Here is a 20583-nt window from a genome sequence, read left to right on the forward strand (position 1 = left end):
GGATCAAGCCTGCCGCAAGGTCGTTCCGAGGCTCTGCCCGCTCAGGCGGAGGCCAGCCCAGACGATCGCCGATGAAAGCACGAGCAGAAGCATGCCGAAGGCGGCACCCTGCGGCCAATTGAATCGCGTGATGAACTGGGCATAGATCTGCTCCGTGAACCAGAGCCCGTTCTTTCCGCCCAGCAGCACCGGGGTCGCGAAATTGCCGACCGTCAACATGAAGACGATGATCGAGCCGGCGACGATGCCCGGCGTCGCATGGGGAATGACGATCCGGCGCAGCACCGTCCACCGGCTGCCGCCCAGGTCGTAACCGGCCTCGACCACGGACGGCTCCAGACTCTCCAGCGCATTGGCAAGCGGCACGATCATGAAGAGAAGTCCGCCATAGACGAGGCCGAGGATGACCGCGCCGTCGTTGTAGAGCATTTCCACCGGCTGGCCGACGAGGCCCGTCATTTGCAACAGATAAGAGATCAGCCCGGTCTCGCGCAGCAGCATCATCCAACCCAGCGTCCGCACGAGTTCGGAGACCCAGAACGGCAGAAGGCATAGGAGCAGCAACATCGCCTTCAGGCGGCCCTGCGCTACGCGCGCGATGTAGAGTGCGATCGGAAAGGCGAGCACGAGCGTGATCACCGTCACCAGGATCGACATGATCGCGGTGCGCGCGAAGGTGCGCCAGTAGAGAGGCTCCGTGAAGAATTCAAGATAGTTGCCGAAGCCGAACTTGTAGACCCGCGGCCCGACCCGCTCGCTCAGGGAGAGGACGAGAATCTCCACGTGGGGAAGGATGATCAGAAGGCCCAGCCAGATGACGGCCGGCGCCAACAGCAGGAAAAGGGTGAGATTCCGCGCCGGCTTCATGCGGGAAAGACCTTCATGGCGTCCGCCGTCCATCCGAGATGAATCGAAGCGCCGACCTCGATCCCGGCCAGCGGCCCGGCCTGAGGGAGAACGGCGCGAATCGGCTGATCGAAGCCCTGCGTATCGATGAGCAGGCTCGAATTGGCTCCATCGAACAGGACTGCCGAAACACGTCCTTCGAAGCGGTTGGGAAGCGACGCGAGGCTCTCGGCATTAGCAGACAGCGCAACCGCCTCCGGACGCACGAAACACAAGACGGACTTGGCTGGAACAATACCCGTGCTGTGAACGGTTGCGCCGGCGGCGAGACGAATGTCCGTCCCACCGGCTCCGCCCCCCTCGCCGCTCCAGCGATTCGTCTCGCCGACAAAGCTCGCGACGAACGGCGTGGCGGGATTGTGGTAGAGCTCACGCGGGCTCCCCACCTGTTCGAAGCGGCCCTGATTCATCACGGCAATCCGATCGGACATGACGAGGGCTTCGGATTGATCGTGGGTGATGTAAGCGAAGGTCGTGTTGAAGGTGCTCTGCAGCTGCTTCAGCTCGATCTTCATGTGCTCGCGCAGCTTGAGATCGAGCGCCCCGAGCGGCTCATCCAAGAGAACGAGGGTCGGCTCAAGAACGAGGCAGCGGGCAATCGCGACGCGCTGCCGCTGCCCTCCGGACAAAGCCGTGACCCGCCGCTCTGCGAAGCCCTTCAGGCCGACCCGCTCCAGCATGCGCGTGGCGCGCTGCTCGGCCTCGGCCCGGGCGACGCCCCGGCAGTTCAGCCCATAGGCGACATTCTCACCGACGCTCATCATGGGGAAGAGCGCGAGGCTCTGGAAGACCATGTTGACCGGACGGCGGTTGGCCGGAACCCCCACCATCGACTTGCCGCGGATGCGGATATCACCCGATGTCGGGTCCTCGAAGCCGGCGATCATCCGCATCAGCGTGGTCTTGCCGCATCCGGAAGGGCCGAGGATCGAAAAGAAATCACCGCGGGTGACGGAGAACGACACGTCGTTCACGGCCAGATGAGGGCCGAACCGCTTGGTGACGGCGACGAGGTCGAGATCGCTGGAAGAAGCCATGGCTGCACGCATAAGAAGTCATCCCCCGGCGAACCGGGGGATGATGAACGACATCAGGAGAGGATCAGGAACCGGCCTTCAGGCGGTCGAGGACCTTGCCCTCGATTTCCTCGATTCCCGCCGGCACGGCCGGATACCACTTGATGTTGTCGATGGCGGCCTTCGGGAAGCTCTCTGCGAACTGATCCTTCAGCTTGCCCTGCATCAGCTTGTCGGCGCCGTTCGAGGCCGTGAAGTTGCCGGCGGAGGCTGCAACCTTCGCAGCGATCTCCGGACGCATGTTGAAGTTGATCCACTTGTAGGCGGCATCGTCATTGCGGCCCTTCGCCGGAATCGCGAAGGTGTCGACCCAGCCCAGCGCGCCGGACTTCGGAGCGATGAACTTGATGTCCGGGTTTTCGGAGTTCAGCTTCCACCCGCCCGTATCCCAGGCCATGGCCGCCACGACTTCGCCGGAACGCAGGGCGTTCAGGAGTTGGTCCTTTCCGTCCCAGAAGAACTTCACGTTCTTCTTGCACTCGGCAAGCTTGGCACCGACCTTCTCCATCATGTCGGCATATTGCTTCTGGTCCTTGTAGGCCGCGAAGGGATCCATGCCATTGGCGAAGGCGAAGGCGATCAGGGTCGGACGCTTGGCGCGGAAGCTCGACTTGCCCGCGACGGCCGGGCTGCAGAGATCCGGATAGTCGGCAACATTGGGCGCTGCCTTCGTGTTGACCACGAGACCATCGGTTCCCCAGATGTGCGGAACACCGTAGACCTTACCGTCCACCGTCGTGTTCTTCTTCGTGGCCTCGAGCATGGAGGCGATGAAGAGATCGGACTTGAGCTTGGACAGGTCGAGCGGCTTGTAGATGCCGAATTCCTGCTGCGGGCCGGCGATGCGGTCCTGGCTCGGCTGGATGAGATCGAAGCCTGCACCCTGCGTGGCGCGCAGTTTCGAGATCATCTCCTCGTTGTTCGAAAGGGTGATCTCAACCTCGATGCCCGTTTCCTTGGTGAATTGCTGCACGACGTCAGCCGGCGCGTAATCCGCCCAGGTTAGAAGCCGCAGCTTCTCAGCGGCCTGCGCACCGCCGGCAATCATCAAAGCGGCAAAAGCCGTAGCCAGCTTCAGGCTGGCGCGTTTGGTCAACATCGTAATCCTCCAAAGTGGTCCGGGTTCGGCCCGTGTTCCCCAGTTGCAAAACTATATGACAGTCGGACGACGCGCCACTGTCTTGAAAGGTTTATACCCCACTCGATAAGCCGGCTCAATTTAACGCAAGGACAGCTGACATCGACTTGCGCTTCAGGCTATGAACGATCCCAATTCGGAGCTTGGCCATGCGCACCCTCTATCCTGAGATCGAACCCTACGACCACGGCTGGCTCGATGTCGGCGACGGACATCGGGTCTACTGGGAGCTCTGCGGCAACCCTGAGGGAAAGCCGGTCGTCTTCCTCCATGGCGGCCCCGGCGGCGGATGCTCGCCCTCTCAGCGCCGACAGTTCAACCCGGACAAGTACAAGATTCTTCTCTTCGACCAGCGCGGCTGCGGCCGCTCGACGCCCTATGCGAGCCTCGACGCCAACACGACCTGGCATCTCGTTGCCGATATCGAGCGTCTCCGCACGATGATCGGAGCCGAGAAATGGATGGTCTTTGGCGGATCCTGGGGCAGCACGCTCGCGCTGGCTTACGCGGAAACCCATCCAGACCGCGTCAGCGAACTGGTCCTGAGGGGGATCTTCACCCTCAGGCGCGAAGAGCTTCTCTGGTATTACCAGGAAGGCGCGTCCTGGATGTTCCCGGACAAGTGGGAGCGCTTCCTGGCGCCGATTCCACCGGAGGAGCGCGGCGACCTCATGGCCGCCTACCGGAAGCGCCTGACCCATCCCGATCCTGCCGTCCAGCAGGCAGCAGCCAGTGCCTGGAGTCTATGGGAGGGGGAAACAATCACGCTCCTGCCGAACCAGGACTACTCGAATCAATTCGGAGACGATCATTACGCCCTGGCCTTCGCCAGGATCGAGAATCATTACTTCGTCAACGAAGGCTTTTTCGAGGAGGGGCAGCTCCTGCGTGATGCCGCTCGCCTGAAGGGTATTCCCGGCGTCATCGTCCAGGGGCGCTACGATATCGCAACGCCGCCGGCCACCGCATGGGCCCTCCACAAGGCTTGGCCGGAAGCACGTTTCATCATGGTCGACGATGCAGGGCATGCCTTTACGGAGCCCGGCATCCTGCACCACCTGATCGAAGCGACGGACGCATTCGCGAGAGCGTAAGGCGCGCGCCCGGACGAATCGTCTATTCCGCCGTCCAGCCCCCGTCCATGGACAGGTTGGCGCCTGTGATCTGACTGGCCGCATCAGTGCAGAGGAAAGCGGCAAGGGCCGCCACCTGATCGGTGGTGACGAACTGCTTGGTCGGTTGCGCCTCGAGCAGAACGTCGTTGATGACCTGCTCCTTGGTCATATTCCGCGCCTTCATGGTGTCGGGAATCTGTTTCTCGACGAGAGGCGTCCAGACATAACCGGGGCTGATGCAATTGACCGTGACCCCGAAGGTGGCGGCTTCGAGCGCCACGGTCTTCGTGAGGCCCGCAATGCCGTGCTTGGCGGCCACGTAGGCCGATTTAAAGGGTGACGCTACGAGAGAGTGGGCCGAGGCCGTATTGATGATGCGGCCCCAGCGACGCGCCTTCATGCCAGGCAGCGCTGCGCGGATCGTATGGAACGCGGAAGAGAGATTGATCGCGATGATCTGATCCCACTTCTCGACAGGAAAATCCTCGATGGGCGAGACGAACTGGACACCGGCATTGTTCACGAGGATGTCGACGGTGCCGAAGGTCTCCTCAGCCAGACGGATCATCCCGGCAATCTCGTCCGGCTTCGTCATGTCCGCTGTGGAATGGATGGCTTTCACGCCGAATTCGGTTTCGATCTCCGCTTTGATCTTTGCAATTTCCTCGGCCGGACCGAAACCATTGAGAACGACGGAAGCCCCTTCCTTGGCGAAGGCCCTTGCAATGGCAAGGCCGATCCCGCTCGTCGATCCCGTGACGACGGCCGACTTGGATTTCAGGGTCATGAGATACTCCGGATGTGCTGATGAGACCATTTCCGATGATCTGGCATAACATGAAGCAACCCTGAGGCGGGAGTCCGGCCGAGCGCATACCCATCCTTTCCGCGGTCATTCTCCGGACATGCTTTTCCCGCAATCCTCTCGCGGGGCTCCGTTGAACATTCCGCTCCGATATGAGATGGGCGGGTCCTCGTGACAGTATCTTGCAGCGGGTCGATTGTGCAGACAGCCAGAATACTCCCATGTGGCGACAGCGCCCTGTCGGTCGAGTTCGGCGATACGATCGATCCCGATGTCAACGACAGGGTCCTTGCCCTCGATGAGGTCATTCGGGCAAGCGAACTGCCCGGTGTCCTGGAGACCGTGCCAACCTACCGGTCCCTGCTTGTGCATTTCGATCCGACCGTCGCGGACTACGACAGCCTGACGCATAGATTGCTGTCGGAGGCGCAAAGCCTGACACCCCAGACTTCGACAGGCCGCCGCTGGAAGGTCCCGGTCGCCTATGGCGGCCCCTTCGGAATTGATCTGGAAGACTTGGCGCAGCGTCATGGGCTATCGCCGGACGCGCTTATCGCCATCCATGCCGCGGCTGTGTATCGCATCTATATGATCGGCTTCATGCCCGGCTTCGCCTATCTCGGAGGCCTCGACCCGCGCCTGGCGACGCCACGGCGGACGCAGCCACGGGCGCAAATTCCGGCAGGTTCGATCATCGTCGGCGGCGCGCAGGCGGCTGTCGCGTCGATCGCATGCCCCAGCGGCTGGCATATTCTGGGACGCACGCCGGTCCAGAGCTACGCTCCGCAACGGAATCCGACATTTCTGTTCGCAGCCGGCGACGAGATCGTCTTCGACCCCATCGATCCAGCGCTTTGGACGGATCTCGAGCAGGCCGCCCAAGCCGGAGAACCCGTCGCGGAAGAGATCGGACGATGACAGCGCTCGTGATTAAATCATGCGGTCCCATGACCTCGCTTCAGGACCATGGGCGCTATGGATATCAGCGCTTCGGCGTGTCCCCATCCGGCGCCATGGACCGTCGCGGATTGGCCCTCGCGAATGCACTGGTCGGCAATGCGCCGGAAACCGGCGCCATCGAGTTCATGCATCTTGGCGGCGCAGTGACCGCTGTGGGCGGCGATCTTCGCATCGCGCTCGCCGGCGCGGATTGCTCCCTGACCGTCGACGGCAAGCCCGTTGCCGTCCATACCTCTGCCCTTCTCAAGGAGGGCGAAACGGCCGAGATCGGCCATGCGCGACAGGGCACGTTCGCCTACCTCGCCGTTGCGGGCGGCTTCACGATCGCGCCGGAACTCGGCAGTCTCTCCTTTCATCTCCGTTCCGGAATGGGCGGGCTCCAAGGGCAACCCCTCCAGCCGGGAGATCGCCTGCCGTGCCAGGATGGCGAGCAGGATGGCACGCTGATGCATCTTCCGGGCGAACCGCTCAACGATGACGGGCCGATCCGGGTCATGCTCGGACCGCAGGACGACTACTTCACGCTAGACGCCATCCGGACATTTCTCGAAAGCGAATACAGCGTCAGCCCGCAGGCGGATCGGATGGGCCTTCAACTCGCGGGGCCGATCCTGACCCATGCGAACGGCTTCAACATCGTCTCGGACGGCATTATCGAGGGGCATATCCAGGTGCCTGGAAGCGGGCAGCCGATCGTCCTGATGCGCGATCGGCAGACGGCCGGAGGCTACCCGAAGATCGCGACCGTGATCAGTGCCGATCTTGGCCGTCTGGCGCAAATTCGGCCCGGCGAGTCGGTCCGCTTCCGGGCAGTAGATCGCTCGGAAGCCGTGCTGGCGGCACGGGCGCGGAAGGAATGGATCGCCGCTCTCCCGAGCCGCCTCGTTCCCGTTCAGCCTGCCCTCACCACGGAGCGCCTGCTTGCCGCCAACCTGATCAGCGGCGCCGTGGACGCCTTGAACCCGCAGGTGCCGCGGCCGAGCGTTGCCGTGACGAAGTGAAGGAAAGCCGGAATTCCGCTTTGAAGAGAAGCGCCGCTGTGAGGCGCCTCTCTTCGGGTGATATCAGCGAGCGCCGATACCGCTCTGGCCAGCGCGATCCGGCGCACCTACCGCCTTCGCTTCGCGGCGGCGCTGATGCAGGATCCATTCGGTATAGCCGTTAGGCTGCTCGCGGCCCTTGAAGATCAGGTCGCAGGCCGCCTGGAAGGCAGGCCCGTCGAAGCTAGGCGCCATCGGACGATAGAGCGGGTCGCCCGCATTCTGCCGGTCCACGACCTCCGCCATGCGCTTGAGAGCCTGCATGACCTGCTCTTCCGTTACGACACCGTGGCGCAGCCAGTTGGCCAGGTGCTGGCTCGAGATCCGCAGGGTCGCCCGGTCCTCCATGAGTCCGACATCGTGAATGTCGGGCACCTTGGAACATCCGACGCCCTGATCGATCCAGCGAACCACGTAGCCGAGAATGCCCTGGCAATTGTTGTCGATCTCTTCACGGACCGCATCTGGCGCCCAGTTGGACTGCGAGACGGGAATGGTCAGGATATCGGCGAGCTTGGCAGGAGGACGGCCTCTCAATTCCTCTTGGCGCGCCGGCACATCGACCTCGTGATAATGCAGCGCGTGAAGCGTCGCCGCCGTTGGTGAGGGCACCCAGGCGGTATTGGCTCCCGCTCTCGGATGCGCAATCTTCTGCGCCAGCATGTCGGCCATCTTGTCCGGCGCCGCCCACATGCCCTTGCCGATCTGCGCGTGCCCCGGAAGGCCGCAGGCGAGACCGACATCGACGTTGTTGTCTTCATAGGCCTTGATCCAAGCCGTCGACTTCATGTCGTTCTTGCGGATCATTGGACCGGCTTCCATCGAGGTATGGATCTCGTCGCCGGTGCGGTCCAGGAAGCCGGTATTGATGAAGAAGATGCGCTCCGCCGCCGCTTGGATCGCAGCCCTCAGGTTGACGGTCGTTCGCCGCTCCTCATCCATGATGCCCATCTTGAGGGCGTTGCGGGCGAGCCCGAGCATGTCCTCGACGGCGGCAAACAGATCATTGGCGTACGCGACTTCATCAGGGCCGTGCATCTTGGGCTTCACGATATAGATCGCGCCCGTACGGCTGTTCCGGAGCGGTCGGGAACCGCCTAGGTCGTGCTTGCCGATCAGTGCCGTTACGGCAGCGTCGAGAATGGTTTCGGGAATCTCTTCTCCTGCTTCGTCGAGCACCGCATCGGTGAACATGTGGTGCCCCACATTGCGCACCAGCATGAGGCTGCGCCCGTGCAAGCGAAGTTCGCCGCCCTTTGGAGACTTGTAGACCCGATCCGAATTGAGACGGCGTTCGACAGTGCGTCCGCCCTTTTCGAACGATTCGACCAGATCGCCTTTCATCAGGCCGAGCCAGGTGCGGTAGACCTGCACCTTGTCATCCGCGTCGACGGCGGCGACGCTGTCTTCCAGGTCCATGATCGTCGAAAGCGCAGCCTCCAGGATCACGTCGGCAACGCCTGCCGGATCATCGGCGCCGATGGGACTCGTGCGATCGATGCGGATGTCGATGTGAAGGTCGTTGTGGCGAAGCAGCACGCTGGACGGGTTGGCGGCATCGCCCTGATAACCGACCCATTGATCCGGACGAGCGAGACCCGTGATCGTCCCATCCTGAAGCCTGACGCTGAGAGCACCATTCTCAATGACATAGGCCGCAGCGTTCTTATGGCTTCCTGACGCTAAGGGAATGGCCCGGTCCAGGAAGTCACGCGCCCATGCGACGACTTTGGCGCCTCGCGCCTTGTCGTATCCGCCGGCGCGACCGGTTTCATCTTGAGGAATGACATCGGTCCCATAGAGGGCGTCATAGAGCGAACCCCAACGGGCATTGGCTGCATTCAGCGCATAGCGAGCGTTTGAGACAGGCACCACCAATTGCGGCCCAGCCATACGGGCGATCTCGTCGTCCACATGGGCGGTCGAAACGGAAAGGGTCTCCGGCTCTGGCCGAAGGTAGCCGATTTCTCTCAGGAAATTTTCGTAATGACTGCGATCGAAAGGCTGGCCGGCGCGATCCTGGTGATAGGCGTCGATCTGCGCCTGCAGCTGATCACGGACCGTCAGAAGGGTACGGTTTCGATGGGCGAAGTCGCGAACGAGCCCAGCCAGACCGCTCCAGAAGGCCTCCGGAGCCACGCCTGTTCCCTGCAGAGCCTCACCATTCACGAAATCGTAGAGGACCGGTGCGATCTGCAGACCGTGCTTCTGGATGCGGTTCATCATTCCGTTTTTTCCTGATTGCATCTTCGACCCTATCTTAAGGCCGCGCCCAGAGAAAAAGGAGGGGCTAGCCACCAAAAGGTCGATACTAGAGGGCGGTAGTCACTGGGCCACCGTGCGACTTGCCAAGCAACCCGCGGAAAAATCTATACCGGCCGGGCGACGTGATACTGCGAAATCCCGGAACCTTGAGCGTAATAGTTTCTCTTCGCTTCGTACATTGCCAGATCCGCCCGCTTGACGGTGTCCTCGAGTCTCTCGCCAAGCTCGCCCGTCGCAATGCCCATGGCAAAGCTCAGGGGCTGGCTCGAATAGAACTGATTGTTGATCGCCACGAGTTTCTCAATGTTCTCCATGACCATCAAGCCTTCGCGCTCATCGGTATTGGGGAGAAGGAGCGCGAATTCATCGCCGCCGATGCGGGCAGCGTGAGACGGCTTCTGGATGGATTTGCTAAGAACTTCGCCTGCCCGGCGAAGCAAGGCGTCGCCTGCCGCATGCCCGAGCTGGTCGTTCGTGGCTTTCAGCCCGTTGAGATCGGCGACGATGATCGTAATCGGAAACGGCCCCTTCCGTTCGAGACGGTTCAACTCGTCGACGAAGAAGGAGCGATTGTGCAGCTTCGTCAAGACATCGTGCTTACCCAGATATTCGAGGTAAGCCTCCGCCTTCTTGCGGGCGGTGATATCCGTCAGCGCAATCTGAACCAGCGACCAATCGTGTTCGTGCCCCGGCAGAACAGAGAATTGAAGGTGCAGATGCAACTGGTCGCCTAGCAACGAGTAATTGATGACCTCGCGCCGCTGAAAGATTCTTCCTTCCCAGAGATCGATCAGCTGCTCCCTGAAGGATGGCCCCATATCGTCCCGGAAAACCTCGCGCAGGTTTCGCAGCAAAGTCGGCTTGTCGGGCGCGGCGAAGAGTTCGAGGGTATGATGATTGACGTCGATCACCCTGATCTCGTTCATGCATCGCTCAACGAACTCGGGATGGACATCGGTGAAGACGCGAAAGTCGCTGATGCCATTATCGCGGATCTCGTCGAGGAGGCGCTTGACGCTGCTGAAATCCTCGACCCAGAGCGAAATCGGCGAGTGCTCGAAAAGGCCGCGTGCATATTGTTCGCTGTCCGCAAGCTGACGTCGGGCGGTTTCGCGTTCCGTGACGTCTTCGATGGCGATCAGGACCCGGTCCCAGCTCTGCTCGTGCCCCGGCAGAATTGTTCCCTTTAATTGAATGTCAAGTCGTTGGCCCGAAAGGCTATAGTTCACCGTGTTGCTGAAGAATTGGGCTTCCCCATTCCAAAGCTGCACCATCTCGTCGATATGAGCCTTGAGCATATCGTTTCGAAATATGTTCCCAAGGTTCTCCACCAAATGCGCAAGGTCGTCGGCCCCGAATAAAGTCAGGGTCTTGCGGTTCACCTTGATGACGCGAATGCGGCTCGAGCAGGCTTCGACACGCGTGAGGTCTTCCTGCAGATACTCCCGCAGCGACGTAACGCCGGCCTGGCGCCATTCCTCGAACAGATCCCGGATCCCGCTATAATCCTCCAACCAGAGCGAAACCGGGGCTAGATCGAACATTTCCGCATCGTCGTTCAGCAGGTTTGCCGATCCGGACCAAGCATTGTTCTGAGAAGACGGCATGCAACTTCCACGAAATCAAGAGCTCGCGCGAGATTCGACGCTTTGGATCGCTTTAGCGCAAATGCTGAACTTCTCCTAGACTTGCGTCGCATAAGAAATGGATCAGGATCTCACTTTGAATCAAAACGATACAACATGAAATTGGCCTGTTTGTTCCGCACAGACAGGCCGTCGATAAATATATGATATAAGATTATATTACGGAGACTGAGACCGTTGCCTTCGACCCCTCGCGGTAGAGACGTGCCAAGGCCTTCATGACAGGCTGCGTGAACTCCTCAGCAGCAGGGAGATCGTTTCCGAATATCTCAGTAACCCCGAAGAAGAGCTGAGCAATCCGCTCGGGATCCGCACCCGCGCCGTCGGCAAGAGCACGCAGGCGCGCCGCCATCGGGTCGCGCACGTCGATCGGAGCACCGGTTTCGTCGACTCCGGTCACGTATCGCATCCAGGCTGCAACGCCCAAGGCCAGTCGGCCGATTGACTGCTTCGCGGCAAGTCTGTCCCGGATCGTGCCAAGAAGGCGCTGCGGCAGCTTCTGAGAGCCATCCATCGCGATCTGCCAAGTGCGATGTCTGAGTGCCGGATTCTTGAAACGTTGGATAAGGGCGCGCCTGTAGGCATCGAGATCCGTTCCCGGCGGCATATGAAGGGTTGGGGAAACCTCTTCCTCCATGAGTCCACGAACCAAGCTCTCGAAGGCAGGATTCGCCATGGTCTCGGCCACCGTCTCGTAGCCTGCGAGATAGCCGAGATAGGCAAGCGTCGAGTGGCTTCCATTGAGCAGCCGCAGCTTCATGTGCTCAAACGGAACGACGTCGGCAACGAACTGCGCGCCTGCTTTCTCCCATGCCGGCCGGCCCTGAGGGAAGCTGTCCTCGATCACCCATTGCGTAAAGGGCTCGGTGATCACAGGCCAGGCGTCTTCGACGCCGAGCAGGCGGCTGATCCGATGACGATCGTCGTCCGTAGTCGCAGGAACGATACGGTCGACCATCGTCGACGGGCAGGCGACATGCTCTTTGACGAAAGCGCCGAGTTCGGAATCAACCAGCTCCGCGTATCGCACCAGAACACGTTTTACCGTGTGACCGTTCGAGGGAAGATTGTCGCAGCTCATGACCGTAAACGGCGCAATTCCCGCTTCCCTGCGACGGCGCAGCGCTTCTACGATGAGGCCCGGTGCAGTCCGAGGGCTTTGCGGATTCGACAGATCCCGCACGATGTCGGGATGCGCTTCATTGAGCGTACCAGTCGCCGGATCATGGCAATAGCCCTTCTCCGTCACCGTCAGCGAAACGATGCGCGTTGTGGGGTCCGACATGGCCGCGATCAGATCATCGAGAGCTTCCGGAGCCACGATGACGCGCAAAATCGAACCGATGACGCGCAGCGTCTCGCCCGCTTCCGAGCGCACCGACAGCGTATAGAGACCGTCCTGAGGATTCAGGGCGTCGCGCGTGTCGGGGCTGCGCAGGCTTGCCGTCACGATTCCCCAACGGGGATCGTCGGCAAGGACCGCATCCGTATAGGCCGCCTGATGCGCCCTGTGAAAAGCCCCTACGCCCAGATGCACGATGCCGGGGCTAATGTTCCTGCGATCGTAGGACGGACGTGCGATCTCTTCCGGCAGGCTGGCAAGGGCTGCCAGATTCAGGCGGTTTCCCATGATGGCCTCAATGCGCAGGTTGCTGCTTGGCGCGGGTGACGATCTGCGTCGGGTTGACGAAGCGCAGCGCGATGATCAGCCAGACCAACGTGGTGACCATGTAGATCACGGCCATTGCGTCGATAGACTGAACTGCACGAACACCTGCAGCAAAGACCGCGTAGTAAAGCGCGACCACAAGTGTCTGGCTCGTCGGTCCAGCCACCAGGAAGGTCAGTTCGAACATGGCGATCGTACGCACCAGAACCAGGAGCAACGCTGCGAGGATTCCGGGCAACAACAGCGGCAAGAGCACGTGAATGAACAGCTTGAAGGTGTTGGCGCCGAAGACGCGTGCCGCCGCTTCAAGCTTCGGATCGATCTGCTCGATGAACGGAATCATCACGAGGATCACGAAAGGAACCGTCGGCACGAGATTGGCGGCGACGACGCCCCAGAAGGTTCCGGCCAATCCGGTCCTGTAGAGGACAGTCGCCAAGGGAATGCCGAAGGTGATCGGAGGGATCAGAAGCGGCAGCAGGAACAGCAGCACGAGAAGGCGCTTTCCGGGAAAATCGCGCCGGGCCAGCGCATAGGCGGCGGTGACCCCGAGCGCGCCGGAGATCAGAACCACCATTCCCACGACCTGGAACGTCACGATCAGGACATCGCCCAGCTGGAACTCGCTCCAGGCTGAGGCGTACCAACGCGTCGTCCATCCGATAGGCAGCCATGTGCCGAGCCAACGGGTCGCAAAGGAGCTCGTCACCACGGTGCCGATCATGGCGAGAAGATTGATCACGAAGAAGGCCACCAGCGCCCAGACGGCGGCGGCCCAGAGCTTTGCGCCGAGAGTAGTATCGCGGATCATAGGCTTGTCACCCTTTCGCTCCGGAAGCCGGGCCGCGATAGAACAGGCCACGGGATGCGAGAACCGCAACGACGATCGCCAACTGTACGAAGCCCATGATCATCGCGACGGCCGACGCCATCGAGTAGTCGTACTCCTCGAACGCGGCTTGATAGGCCGCGATCGAGATCACCCGGGTCAGCCCGGCCGGCTCACCGAGGAGCACCGCTGACGGGAACACCGAAAACGCCTGAACGAAGGACAGGCAGAAGGTGATGGCGAAACCCGGCATGAGGAGAGGCAGATAGATGTGCCTGAATCTCTGCCACGCGCTGGCGCCGAGCGTCGCGCCGGCCTGTTCCAGCGCGGGATCGATGCCGGTGACATAGGAGAGCGTCAACAGGAACGTGAAGGGGAAGCCCGTGATGACGAGCGACACGAACACGCCCCAGTAATTGTGCACCAGTCGCAAGGGCTGCGAGATAAGCCCGAACGTCAGGAGGGTCCGGTTGAACCACCCTTGCGGACCGAGATAATTCAGGAGACCCTCGGCGACGAGAACCGTTCCCAACGTGATCGGCAGAACCAGAATGGTCGTCAAAAGCCGCTGTCGCCGCATGAGCCGGACACGGAACGCCACCGGCACCGCGAACACGAGGTTCAGGAGCGTGACCGGAATGGCCAGCGCAAGTGTCTTGTAGATCGTATCGTAGAGATAGGAGTCGGAAAAAAAGCGCTGGTAGTTCGCAAGCCAGTCCCCGCTCTTCGGCTCGAAGGAGAGGATGAGACCGAAGGCAAAGGGATAGACGAACAGCAACAGGCTGAAGATGGCAGCCGGCAGCACCAGAAGGGTGACGGCATCAAATCCCCGCGCCGCCAACCTCTGGCGCAGGCTCGGCCCGCTGGCCGACATCGCGGCGGGAGCGTGCATCGCCCTTTCCTCCTCTATATCGGTTCAGCGAAGACGAGGGTGTTCTCCTCACCCGCCCGCAGCTGGACGGCCGTTCCCGGCTCGACCGCGTGGGATGAGCGGAAGACCAGCTCCAAACCGCCCTTGGTGTGAGCCGTTCCAACGAACTCACGACCACGATACTCGGCGGTGTCCACAATGACCGCCAGCGCGTTCTCGCCGGACTCGGCAACGAACAGATCGTCCGGCCTGATCGCCACGTAAGCGGCAGCGCCGATCGAAAGCGGCTCACGCATGACGCCGCCGATCTTCGCGCCCTCGACATCGACGATCGCGCGGCCCTTGTCGGTTGCGATCACCTTGCCTTTGAGCTTGTTGCGGAATCCCATGAAATCGGCCACGTCGAGATGCGCCGGCGCCTCATAGAGCTCCTTCGGTGTCCCGACCTGCCTCACGATGCCATCGCGCAGAACGACGATCCGATCAGCCAGCGACAAAGCTTCATCCTGATCGTGCGTCACGTAGATGGTGGTCGCGCCGAGCTCGTTATGAATGCGGCGGATCTCGGCGCGCATCTCCAGACGCAGCTTCGCGTCAAGGTTCGACAACGGCTCGTCCATCAGAACCAGGGGCGGCTCGATCACGATGGCGCGCGCGATGGCGACACGCTGTTGCTGACCGCCGGAAAGCTGGCCAGGAAGCTTGTGTCCCTGACCCTGGAGGCGAACGAGACTAAGCGCCTCATCGACCTTGCGTTCCATCTCCGCCTTCGCCGTGCCCCGCATCTTGAGGCCGAAACCGATATTCTGGCGCACGTTGAGATGAGGAAAGAGCGCATAGTTCTGGAACACCATGCCGAAACCGCGCTCTTCCGGTTTCAAGGTGTCGACCCGGTTCTTGTCGAGCCAGATCGATCCGCCGGTGACGGGCAGGAGGCCCGCGATGCAATTGAGCGTCGTCGACTTGCCGCAACCCGATGGTCCCAGCAGAGCGATGAACTCGCCACGCTTGATCGTCAGGTTCACGTCGCGCAGTGCATTGAGGCTTCCGAATTCGCGGCTTACGCGATCCAGCCGCACCTCGTTGAACTGCGAAAGAGCAATCGCCATCGCGGGCTTCCTTCTTATTTGCGCTTCGAGCCGCCGACCTGCTCGTCCCAGATCCGGAAGGCCACGACCATCTGGTCGGGCTGGAGCGGCAGTTCGATCGGATTGTCGGCGATCAGCTTCTCGTATTCGGGACGGCCGAATTCCTTGATCGCAGCTTGGCTATCGGCCGGTGCCATGTCGAGCGTCACGCCCTTTACGGCCGGGCCCGGATAGAAGTAGCCCTCGTCATAGGTGTAAGCCTGCTGCTCTTTGGTGAGCAGGAAGTTCATCAGGTCGAGCAGAACGGCGACCTTCTCGTTGGAGAGGCCCTTCGGCACGCACATGTAGTGGGCGTCCGCGACCCAGTGGAAGCCCTTGAGCGCACCGACCTTCGCCTCCTTCGGCACGACACCGAGCACGCGCGGATTGATGTCCCAGCCGGTCGTGGAAACCGTCATGTCGCGGGAGCCTTCGCCGAGTTCCTTCATCACGGCACCTGTGCCGGACGGATAGTACTCGATGTACTGGCCGAGCTCCTTCAGATAAGCCCAGGTCTTGTCCCAGCCCTTGGCCGGATCCTGCGGATTGCTGTCGCCGAGAATGTACGGCAATCCCATGATGAACGTACGGCCGGGACCGGAATTCGCCGGGCGAGCATAGATCAAGCGGTTCGGATTGGCCTTCGCCCAGGCAAGCAATTCCTCTGCCGTGGTCGGGACATTCTTCACCTTGTCCGGCATGTATTCAAGCAGCGGACCCGACGGATAATACGTCACGACGACGCCTTGCCCCTTGGCAAGCGTCTGCATCTTGGCCGCGGCGGGCAGATAGATGTCATCGAGTTTCGGCAACGCCGCCGCATGCGCGGGCAACAGCTCCACCCAGAGCTTCTGATCGATGCCCGCGGAGAGCGCATCCGTGCCCGTCAGCACGAGATCGATATCGACCCGGCCTGCATCCTGCTGCGCCTTGATCTTTCCGGCGAGTTCCGGAGCCGGAGCCTTGGTGAAGGTAATGCGCGAGACGAGGTTGGGCTTCGCCTTCCGATAGTTCTCGATCGCCTTCTGCGTGAGCGCCAGATTTCCGGCAACGTCAATGACGTTGAGGGCAACGGGCTCCTTCGGAAGTGCCAGCTGCGCCATGCTGGGACCTCCAAACGCGGCGACACCAGCAGCACCGGCAACTCCGCCCACAAAGGTCCGTCTCGTGATAAGATTTTTCATCCTCTTCCTCCCATTCTGTGCGGCGAGATCCTTCGGGATCATGTCCGGACTCACAGCTTGTAAGCCTCTTTTGCGAGGCGATAGGCGAGATCGTGTGCGACCTCGTGCGCCTCGTCCTCATCGAGGCGGTGGGTCGTCACGAGGTTGGCCAGATATGTGCAATCCACCCGTCGCGCCATGTCGTGGCGCGCAGGGATCGACAGATAGGCCCGTGTGTCGTCATTGAAGCCGACCGTGTTGTAGAACCCGGCCGTCTCGGTCGTCAGTTCGCGGAAACGTCGCATGCCCTCAGGTGAATCGAAGAACCACCAGGCCGGGCCGAGCTTGAGCGCGGGATAGTGCCCTGCGAGCGGCGCCAGTTCACGCGAGTAGCTCGTCTCGTCGAGCGTGAAGAGAATAATCGTGAGGTTACGTTCGTTGCCGAAGCGATCGAGCAGCGGCTTGAGGGCGCGCACGTAATCCGTACGCGATGGGATGTCCGCGCCCATGTCGCGGCCGAATTTGGAGAAGATCGCCAGGTTGTGGTTTCGGGAGGAGCCAGGATGGATCTGCATGACCATTCCATCCTCGATGCTCATCGCCGCCATCTCGGTCAGCATCTGAGCGCGGAAAAGCTCGGCCTCCTCGGGCGCCACCTGGCGCGTGGATACCTTTCTGAACAGCGCCTCCGCATCGTCACGCGGCAGATCGGCCGTTCGCGCCGTCGGATGCCCGTGATCGGTCGAAGTGGCCCCATAGTCGCGGAAGAAGGCGCGACGCCGGCGATGCGCTTCAAGATACCCGCTCCACGTGGTGGTGTCGCAGCCGGTGATCTCGCCGAAACGCGCAAGATTGTCACGAAAACCCTCGAAGTCCGGATCGACCACCGGATCGGGGCGATAGGCCGTAACTACGCGTCCGTGCCAGCCCGATTGACGGAGTGTCTCATGATGACGGAGGGGATCGAGCGGGCTTTCCGTCGTCGCGATGGCTTCGATCCGGAAGCGATCGAACAGAGCTCGGGGACGAAACTCGGGCGTTTTCAGCGCAGCACTGATCCGGTCGAAGTAATCATCCGCCGTTCGGGCGGACAGCCGCTCCGTGAAGCCGAAGAGTGTTGCGAAGGTGTGGTCCAGCCACAGCCGGGTCGGAGTACCGCGGAAAAGATGATAATGCTCCGCAAAGCGCCGCCAGATGGCGCGAGCGTTGCGCTCGGGCTGGGAATTCCCGCGTTCAGGGATACCCAGGTCTTCGAGACGCACACCCTGGCTGTAGAGCATGCGGAAAATATAGTGATCGGGAACGACGAACAGCGTAGCCGGATCGGGAAAGGCTTCGTCGTCCGCGTACCAGCGCGGATCCGTGTGACCATGCGGAGAGATGATCGGCAGATCCCGCACCGACGCATAGAGGCACCGCGCGATGGCGCGCGCTTCCGGTTCTGCGGAGAAGAGCCGGTCCGGATGGATCAGCATGGCGTTACTCCCTCGGCGGCTGCGCCCGGCTTGTCTTCCACCGGTTTCACAGCACCAACGCCTCCACTTTAGAGCGGCTTCCGCCGCTTTGCAATGGTCTACTAGTATGGTAGTATAGCAATCATGAATGAAAAAAGTCTCCCGAAGCCTGATATTCGGCCGGAGTCCATTGCGAGGCAGGTGACCCGCACTCTTCGCCAGGCCATCGTGACGATGCAGTTCGCCCCCGGCGAGATGCTATCGGAACAGGATCTGGCGCGCCGCTTCGGCGTGAGCCGTTCTCCGGTCCGGGAAGCCTTGATCAAGCTGAGCGAGGCAGGCCTCGTCAGAGTCCTGCCCCAGCGCGGAACCCAGGTGGTGAAGATTTCGCGAATCGGGGTGGAGAATGCGCGCTTCATTCGCGAGGCGGTCGAGACGGCCGTCGTGCGCGAGGCGGCCGTCAGCGCCAGTCCGACGATGCTTGCGGAATTGAATGCCAGCCTGGGACGTCAGCGCCGTGCGCAGCGCTCCAAATCGCCGGAGGAATTCCTTGCGCTCGACGAGGAGTTCCATCGCCTGCTCGCGGAGACTGCGGGTCGCCTGGCCGCATGGGAAATCATTGAGGACGTCAAGCCGCAGATGGACCGCGTGCGCTTCCTCGACATGACGCAAGCGACGCCTCGGCACGTGGTCGTGGCCCAGCACGAGATCATCGTCAGCGCGATTCGCGCCAAGGATCCGCTGGCCGCACAAGCGGCCATGAGGGAGCATTTGAGTGAAATTCTCCGGTCCTTGCCGGAATTGCAGACTCAGCGACCTGAGCTTTTCGAATGTGAGGCAGAATCGGATGCTGCGGCACTGAGCGCCTGAGTATAGTATAGAGCCGCCTTTCCGGTGAAAGCCGGACAACCGAGATCAAGGACATGTTGGACAGGAACATCACGGAATCCAGAACAATTCGTCTCCACGACCTGGACAACGTGCTTGTCGCGGTGGATCCGCTGTCTCCTGGCTCCGTCGCTGAGAATGTCACAGTCCGGGAGCGCATCCCGCGTGGCCACAAAGTCGCGACCATCGCCATTCCGGAAAGTGCTCCGATCCTGAAATTCGGACAGATCATCGGTTTCGCATCAAAAGCGATCGTGCCCGGTGAATGGGTGCACGAGCACAATATCGAGATGCACGATTTCTCCCGTGATTATCATTTCGCGGAGGACACGCCTTCCTCCGCCGTGTTGCCTGTCGAAGCCCAAGCGACTTTCGAAGGATTCCGCCGGGCGAACGGGAAAGTCGGAACGCGCAATTATCTGGCGATCCTGACGAGCGTGAACTGCTCGGCCTCGGCCGCGCGCTTCATCGCCCGCGAAGTCGAGCGCTCGGGAGTGCTCGACGATCATCCCAATATCGACGGCATCATTTCCCTCGTCCATGGAACCGGCTGTGGCATGGACATCAAGGGCGAAGGATCCGAGATCCTGAAACGGACACAATGGGGCTACGCTTCCAACCCCAATATCGCAGGCGTCCTGATGGTGGGCCTTGGATGCGAAGTGTTCCAGATCGCGAAGTGGAAGGAGCTCTACGGTCTCCAGGAGAACGAAAGCTTCAGGACGATGACGATCCAGGATATCGGCGGAACGCGCAAGACCGTCGAAGCCGGCGTTGCCGCCATCACGGACATGATCCCCGCCGCCTCGAGAGCCAAGCGCGAGACGGTACCTGCATCGGAGCTGGTCCTGGCGCTGCAATGCGGCGGATCCGACGGGTATTCGGGTATCACCGCCAATCCGGCATTGGGCGCGGCAGCCGATCTGCTCGTTCGCCATGGCGGGACCGCGATTCTTTCCGAAACGCCGGAAATCTACGGAGCCGAGCACCTTCTCACACGACGCGCAGCAACGCGCGAGGTGGGCGAGAAGCTGGTCGAGCGCATTGCGTGGTGGGAAGATTATACGGCGCGCAATCGGGGGGAAATGAACAACAACCCCTCCCCCGGCAACAAGGCCGGTGGGCTGAGCACGATTCTCGAGAAATCTCTCGGCGCTGCAGCAAAAGGCGGAACGTCGCCGCTCACCGCCGTCTATGAATATGCGGAACCGGTGACGACACGAGGCTTCGTCTTCATGGACACACCCGGCTACGACCCTGTTTCCGCGACGGGACAGGTGGCTGGCGGAGCCAACATTCTCTGCTTCACCACGGGCCGCGGTTCCGCCTATGGCTGCAAGCCGACGCCCTCGATCAAGATCGCGACCAACAGCGATATCTATCGCCGCATGATCGACGACATGGATATCAATTGTGGCGATATCCTCGATGGCATCTCCATTGAGGAGAAGGGGCGCGAGATCTTCGACACCATGCTTCGAGTGGCCTCGGGCGACCGAACGAAGTCCGAAGATCTGGGCTACGGAGATGCCGAGTTCCTGCCCTGGCAAGTTGGAGCAACGATGTAGCAGACGAAGCCTGCGAGTACCAGAATTTCACGCGTCTCAGGTCCATTAACGCTAAGTGCAATT

General features: G+C 61.3%; 17 protein-coding genes. 5 read left to right on the plus strand and 12 right to left on the minus strand.

Translation table 11 applies throughout. The features are described from left to right. Window positions 1-3: 3 nt before the first annotated feature. From K9B37_RS10040 to K9B37_RS10050, 3 genes are all read right to left on the minus strand, one after another. Window positions 4-867 (minus strand): ABC transporter permease, encoded by an 864-nt coding sequence (locus tag K9B37_RS10040; RefSeq protein WP_224312934.1) that lies wholly within the window; start codon window positions 865-867, stop codon window positions 4-6. Continuing rightward, window positions 864-1943, minus strand: coding sequence for an ABC transporter ATP-binding protein (locus tag K9B37_RS10045; protein WP_224312935.1), 1080 nt, complete (start codon window positions 1941-1943; stop codon window positions 864-866). Before K9B37_RS10045 ends, K9B37_RS10040 begins: the two co-directional genes overlap by 4 nt. Before the next feature lie 64 nt (window positions 1944-2007). Then, entirely contained in the window at window positions 2008-3081 is a 1074-nt protein-coding gene (locus tag K9B37_RS10050; protein ID WP_224312936.1) for an extracellular solute-binding protein, read from the minus strand. Between the two features lie 188 nt (window positions 3082-3269). Here K9B37_RS10050 and pip point away from each other — a divergent pair, with 188 nt between their 5' ends. After that, entirely contained in the window at window positions 3270-4214 is a 945-nt protein-coding gene (gene pip / locus K9B37_RS10055; RefSeq protein WP_224312937.1) for a prolyl aminopeptidase, read from the plus strand. A gap of 22 nt (window positions 4215-4236) precedes the next feature. Here pip and K9B37_RS10060 read toward each other — a convergent pair whose 3' ends face one another. Next, the gene (locus K9B37_RS10060; RefSeq protein ID WP_224312938.1) at window positions 4237-5022 is read right to left on the minus strand and encodes a 3-hydroxybutyrate dehydrogenase; all 786 of its coding nucleotides are present in this window, start codon (window positions 5020-5022) and stop codon (window positions 4237-4239) included. Window positions 5023-5238: 216 nt separating this feature from the next. On the opposite strand from K9B37_RS10060, the gene pxpB reads away from it, so the two are divergent. After that, the gene (gene pxpB, locus K9B37_RS10065; protein ID WP_224312939.1) at window positions 5239-5958 is read left to right on the plus strand and encodes a 5-oxoprolinase subunit PxpB; all 720 of its coding nucleotides are present in this window, start codon (window positions 5239-5241) and stop codon (window positions 5956-5958) included. Beyond that, a complete protein-coding gene (locus tag K9B37_RS10070) occupies window positions 5955-7001 on the plus strand; it encodes a 5-oxoprolinase subunit C family protein (RefSeq protein WP_224312940.1) in 1047 nt (348 codons plus the stop codon). The genes pxpB and K9B37_RS10070 overlap by 4 nt, the downstream gene beginning before the upstream one ends. A 63-nt stretch (window positions 7002-7064) precedes the next feature. Here K9B37_RS10070 and K9B37_RS10075 read toward each other — a convergent pair whose 3' ends face one another. From K9B37_RS10075 to uxaC, 8 genes are all read right to left on the minus strand, one after another. Next, window positions 7065-9263 (minus strand): malate synthase G, encoded by a 2199-nt coding sequence (locus K9B37_RS10075; RefSeq protein ID WP_224313081.1) that lies wholly within the window; start codon window positions 9261-9263, stop codon window positions 7065-7067. 146 nt (window positions 9264-9409) lie between these two features. Beyond that, a complete protein-coding gene (locus K9B37_RS10080) occupies window positions 9410-10912 on the minus strand; it encodes a sensor domain-containing diguanylate cyclase (protein ID WP_224312941.1) in 1503 nt (500 codons plus the stop codon). 193 nt (window positions 10913-11105) lie between these two features. Continuing rightward, the gene (locus tag K9B37_RS10085; RefSeq protein WP_224312942.1) at window positions 11106-12581 is read right to left on the minus strand and encodes a mannitol dehydrogenase family protein; all 1476 of its coding nucleotides are present in this window, start codon (window positions 12579-12581) and stop codon (window positions 11106-11108) included. Window positions 12582-12588: 7 nt separating this feature from the next. Further along, window positions 12589-13431: an ABC transporter permease gene (locus tag K9B37_RS10090; protein WP_224312943.1), complete on the minus strand. Its 843-nt coding sequence runs from the start codon at window positions 13429-13431 to the stop codon at window positions 12589-12591. 7 nt (window positions 13432-13438) lie between these two features. After that, window positions 13439-14341, minus strand: coding sequence for an ABC transporter permease (locus K9B37_RS10095; RefSeq protein ID WP_224312944.1), 903 nt, complete (start codon window positions 14339-14341; stop codon window positions 13439-13441). A 14-nt stretch (window positions 14342-14355) separates the two neighbouring features. Then, the gene (locus tag K9B37_RS10100; protein ID WP_224312945.1) at window positions 14356-15429 is read right to left on the minus strand and encodes an ABC transporter ATP-binding protein; all 1074 of its coding nucleotides are present in this window, start codon (window positions 15427-15429) and stop codon (window positions 14356-14358) included. 14 nt (window positions 15430-15443) lie between these two features. Further along, complete coding sequence (locus tag K9B37_RS10105; RefSeq protein WP_224312946.1) at window positions 15444-16631, minus strand: ABC transporter substrate-binding protein; 1188 nt, start codon at window positions 16629-16631, stop codon at window positions 15444-15446. 50 nt (window positions 16632-16681) lie between these two features. Next, the gene (uxaC, locus tag K9B37_RS10110; protein WP_224312947.1) at window positions 16682-18085 is read right to left on the minus strand and encodes a glucuronate isomerase; all 1404 of its coding nucleotides are present in this window, start codon (window positions 18083-18085) and stop codon (window positions 16682-16684) included. Window positions 18086-18265: 180 nt separating this feature from the next. Here uxaC and K9B37_RS10115 point away from each other — a divergent pair, with 180 nt between their 5' ends. Then, window positions 18266-18934, plus strand: coding sequence for a GntR family transcriptional regulator (locus K9B37_RS10115; protein WP_369414266.1), 669 nt, complete (start codon window positions 18266-18268; stop codon window positions 18932-18934). 53 nt (window positions 18935-18987) lie between these two features. Further along, complete coding sequence (locus tag K9B37_RS10120; protein WP_224312949.1) at window positions 18988-20520, plus strand: UxaA family hydrolase; 1533 nt, start codon at window positions 18988-18990, stop codon at window positions 20518-20520. Window positions 20521-20583 lie beyond the last annotated feature (63 nt).

The organism is Microvirga puerhi, assembly GCF_020089865.1.
In the GTDB taxonomy this organism is placed as follows: Bacteria; Pseudomonadota; Alphaproteobacteria; order Rhizobiales; family Beijerinckiaceae; genus Microvirga; species Microvirga puerhi.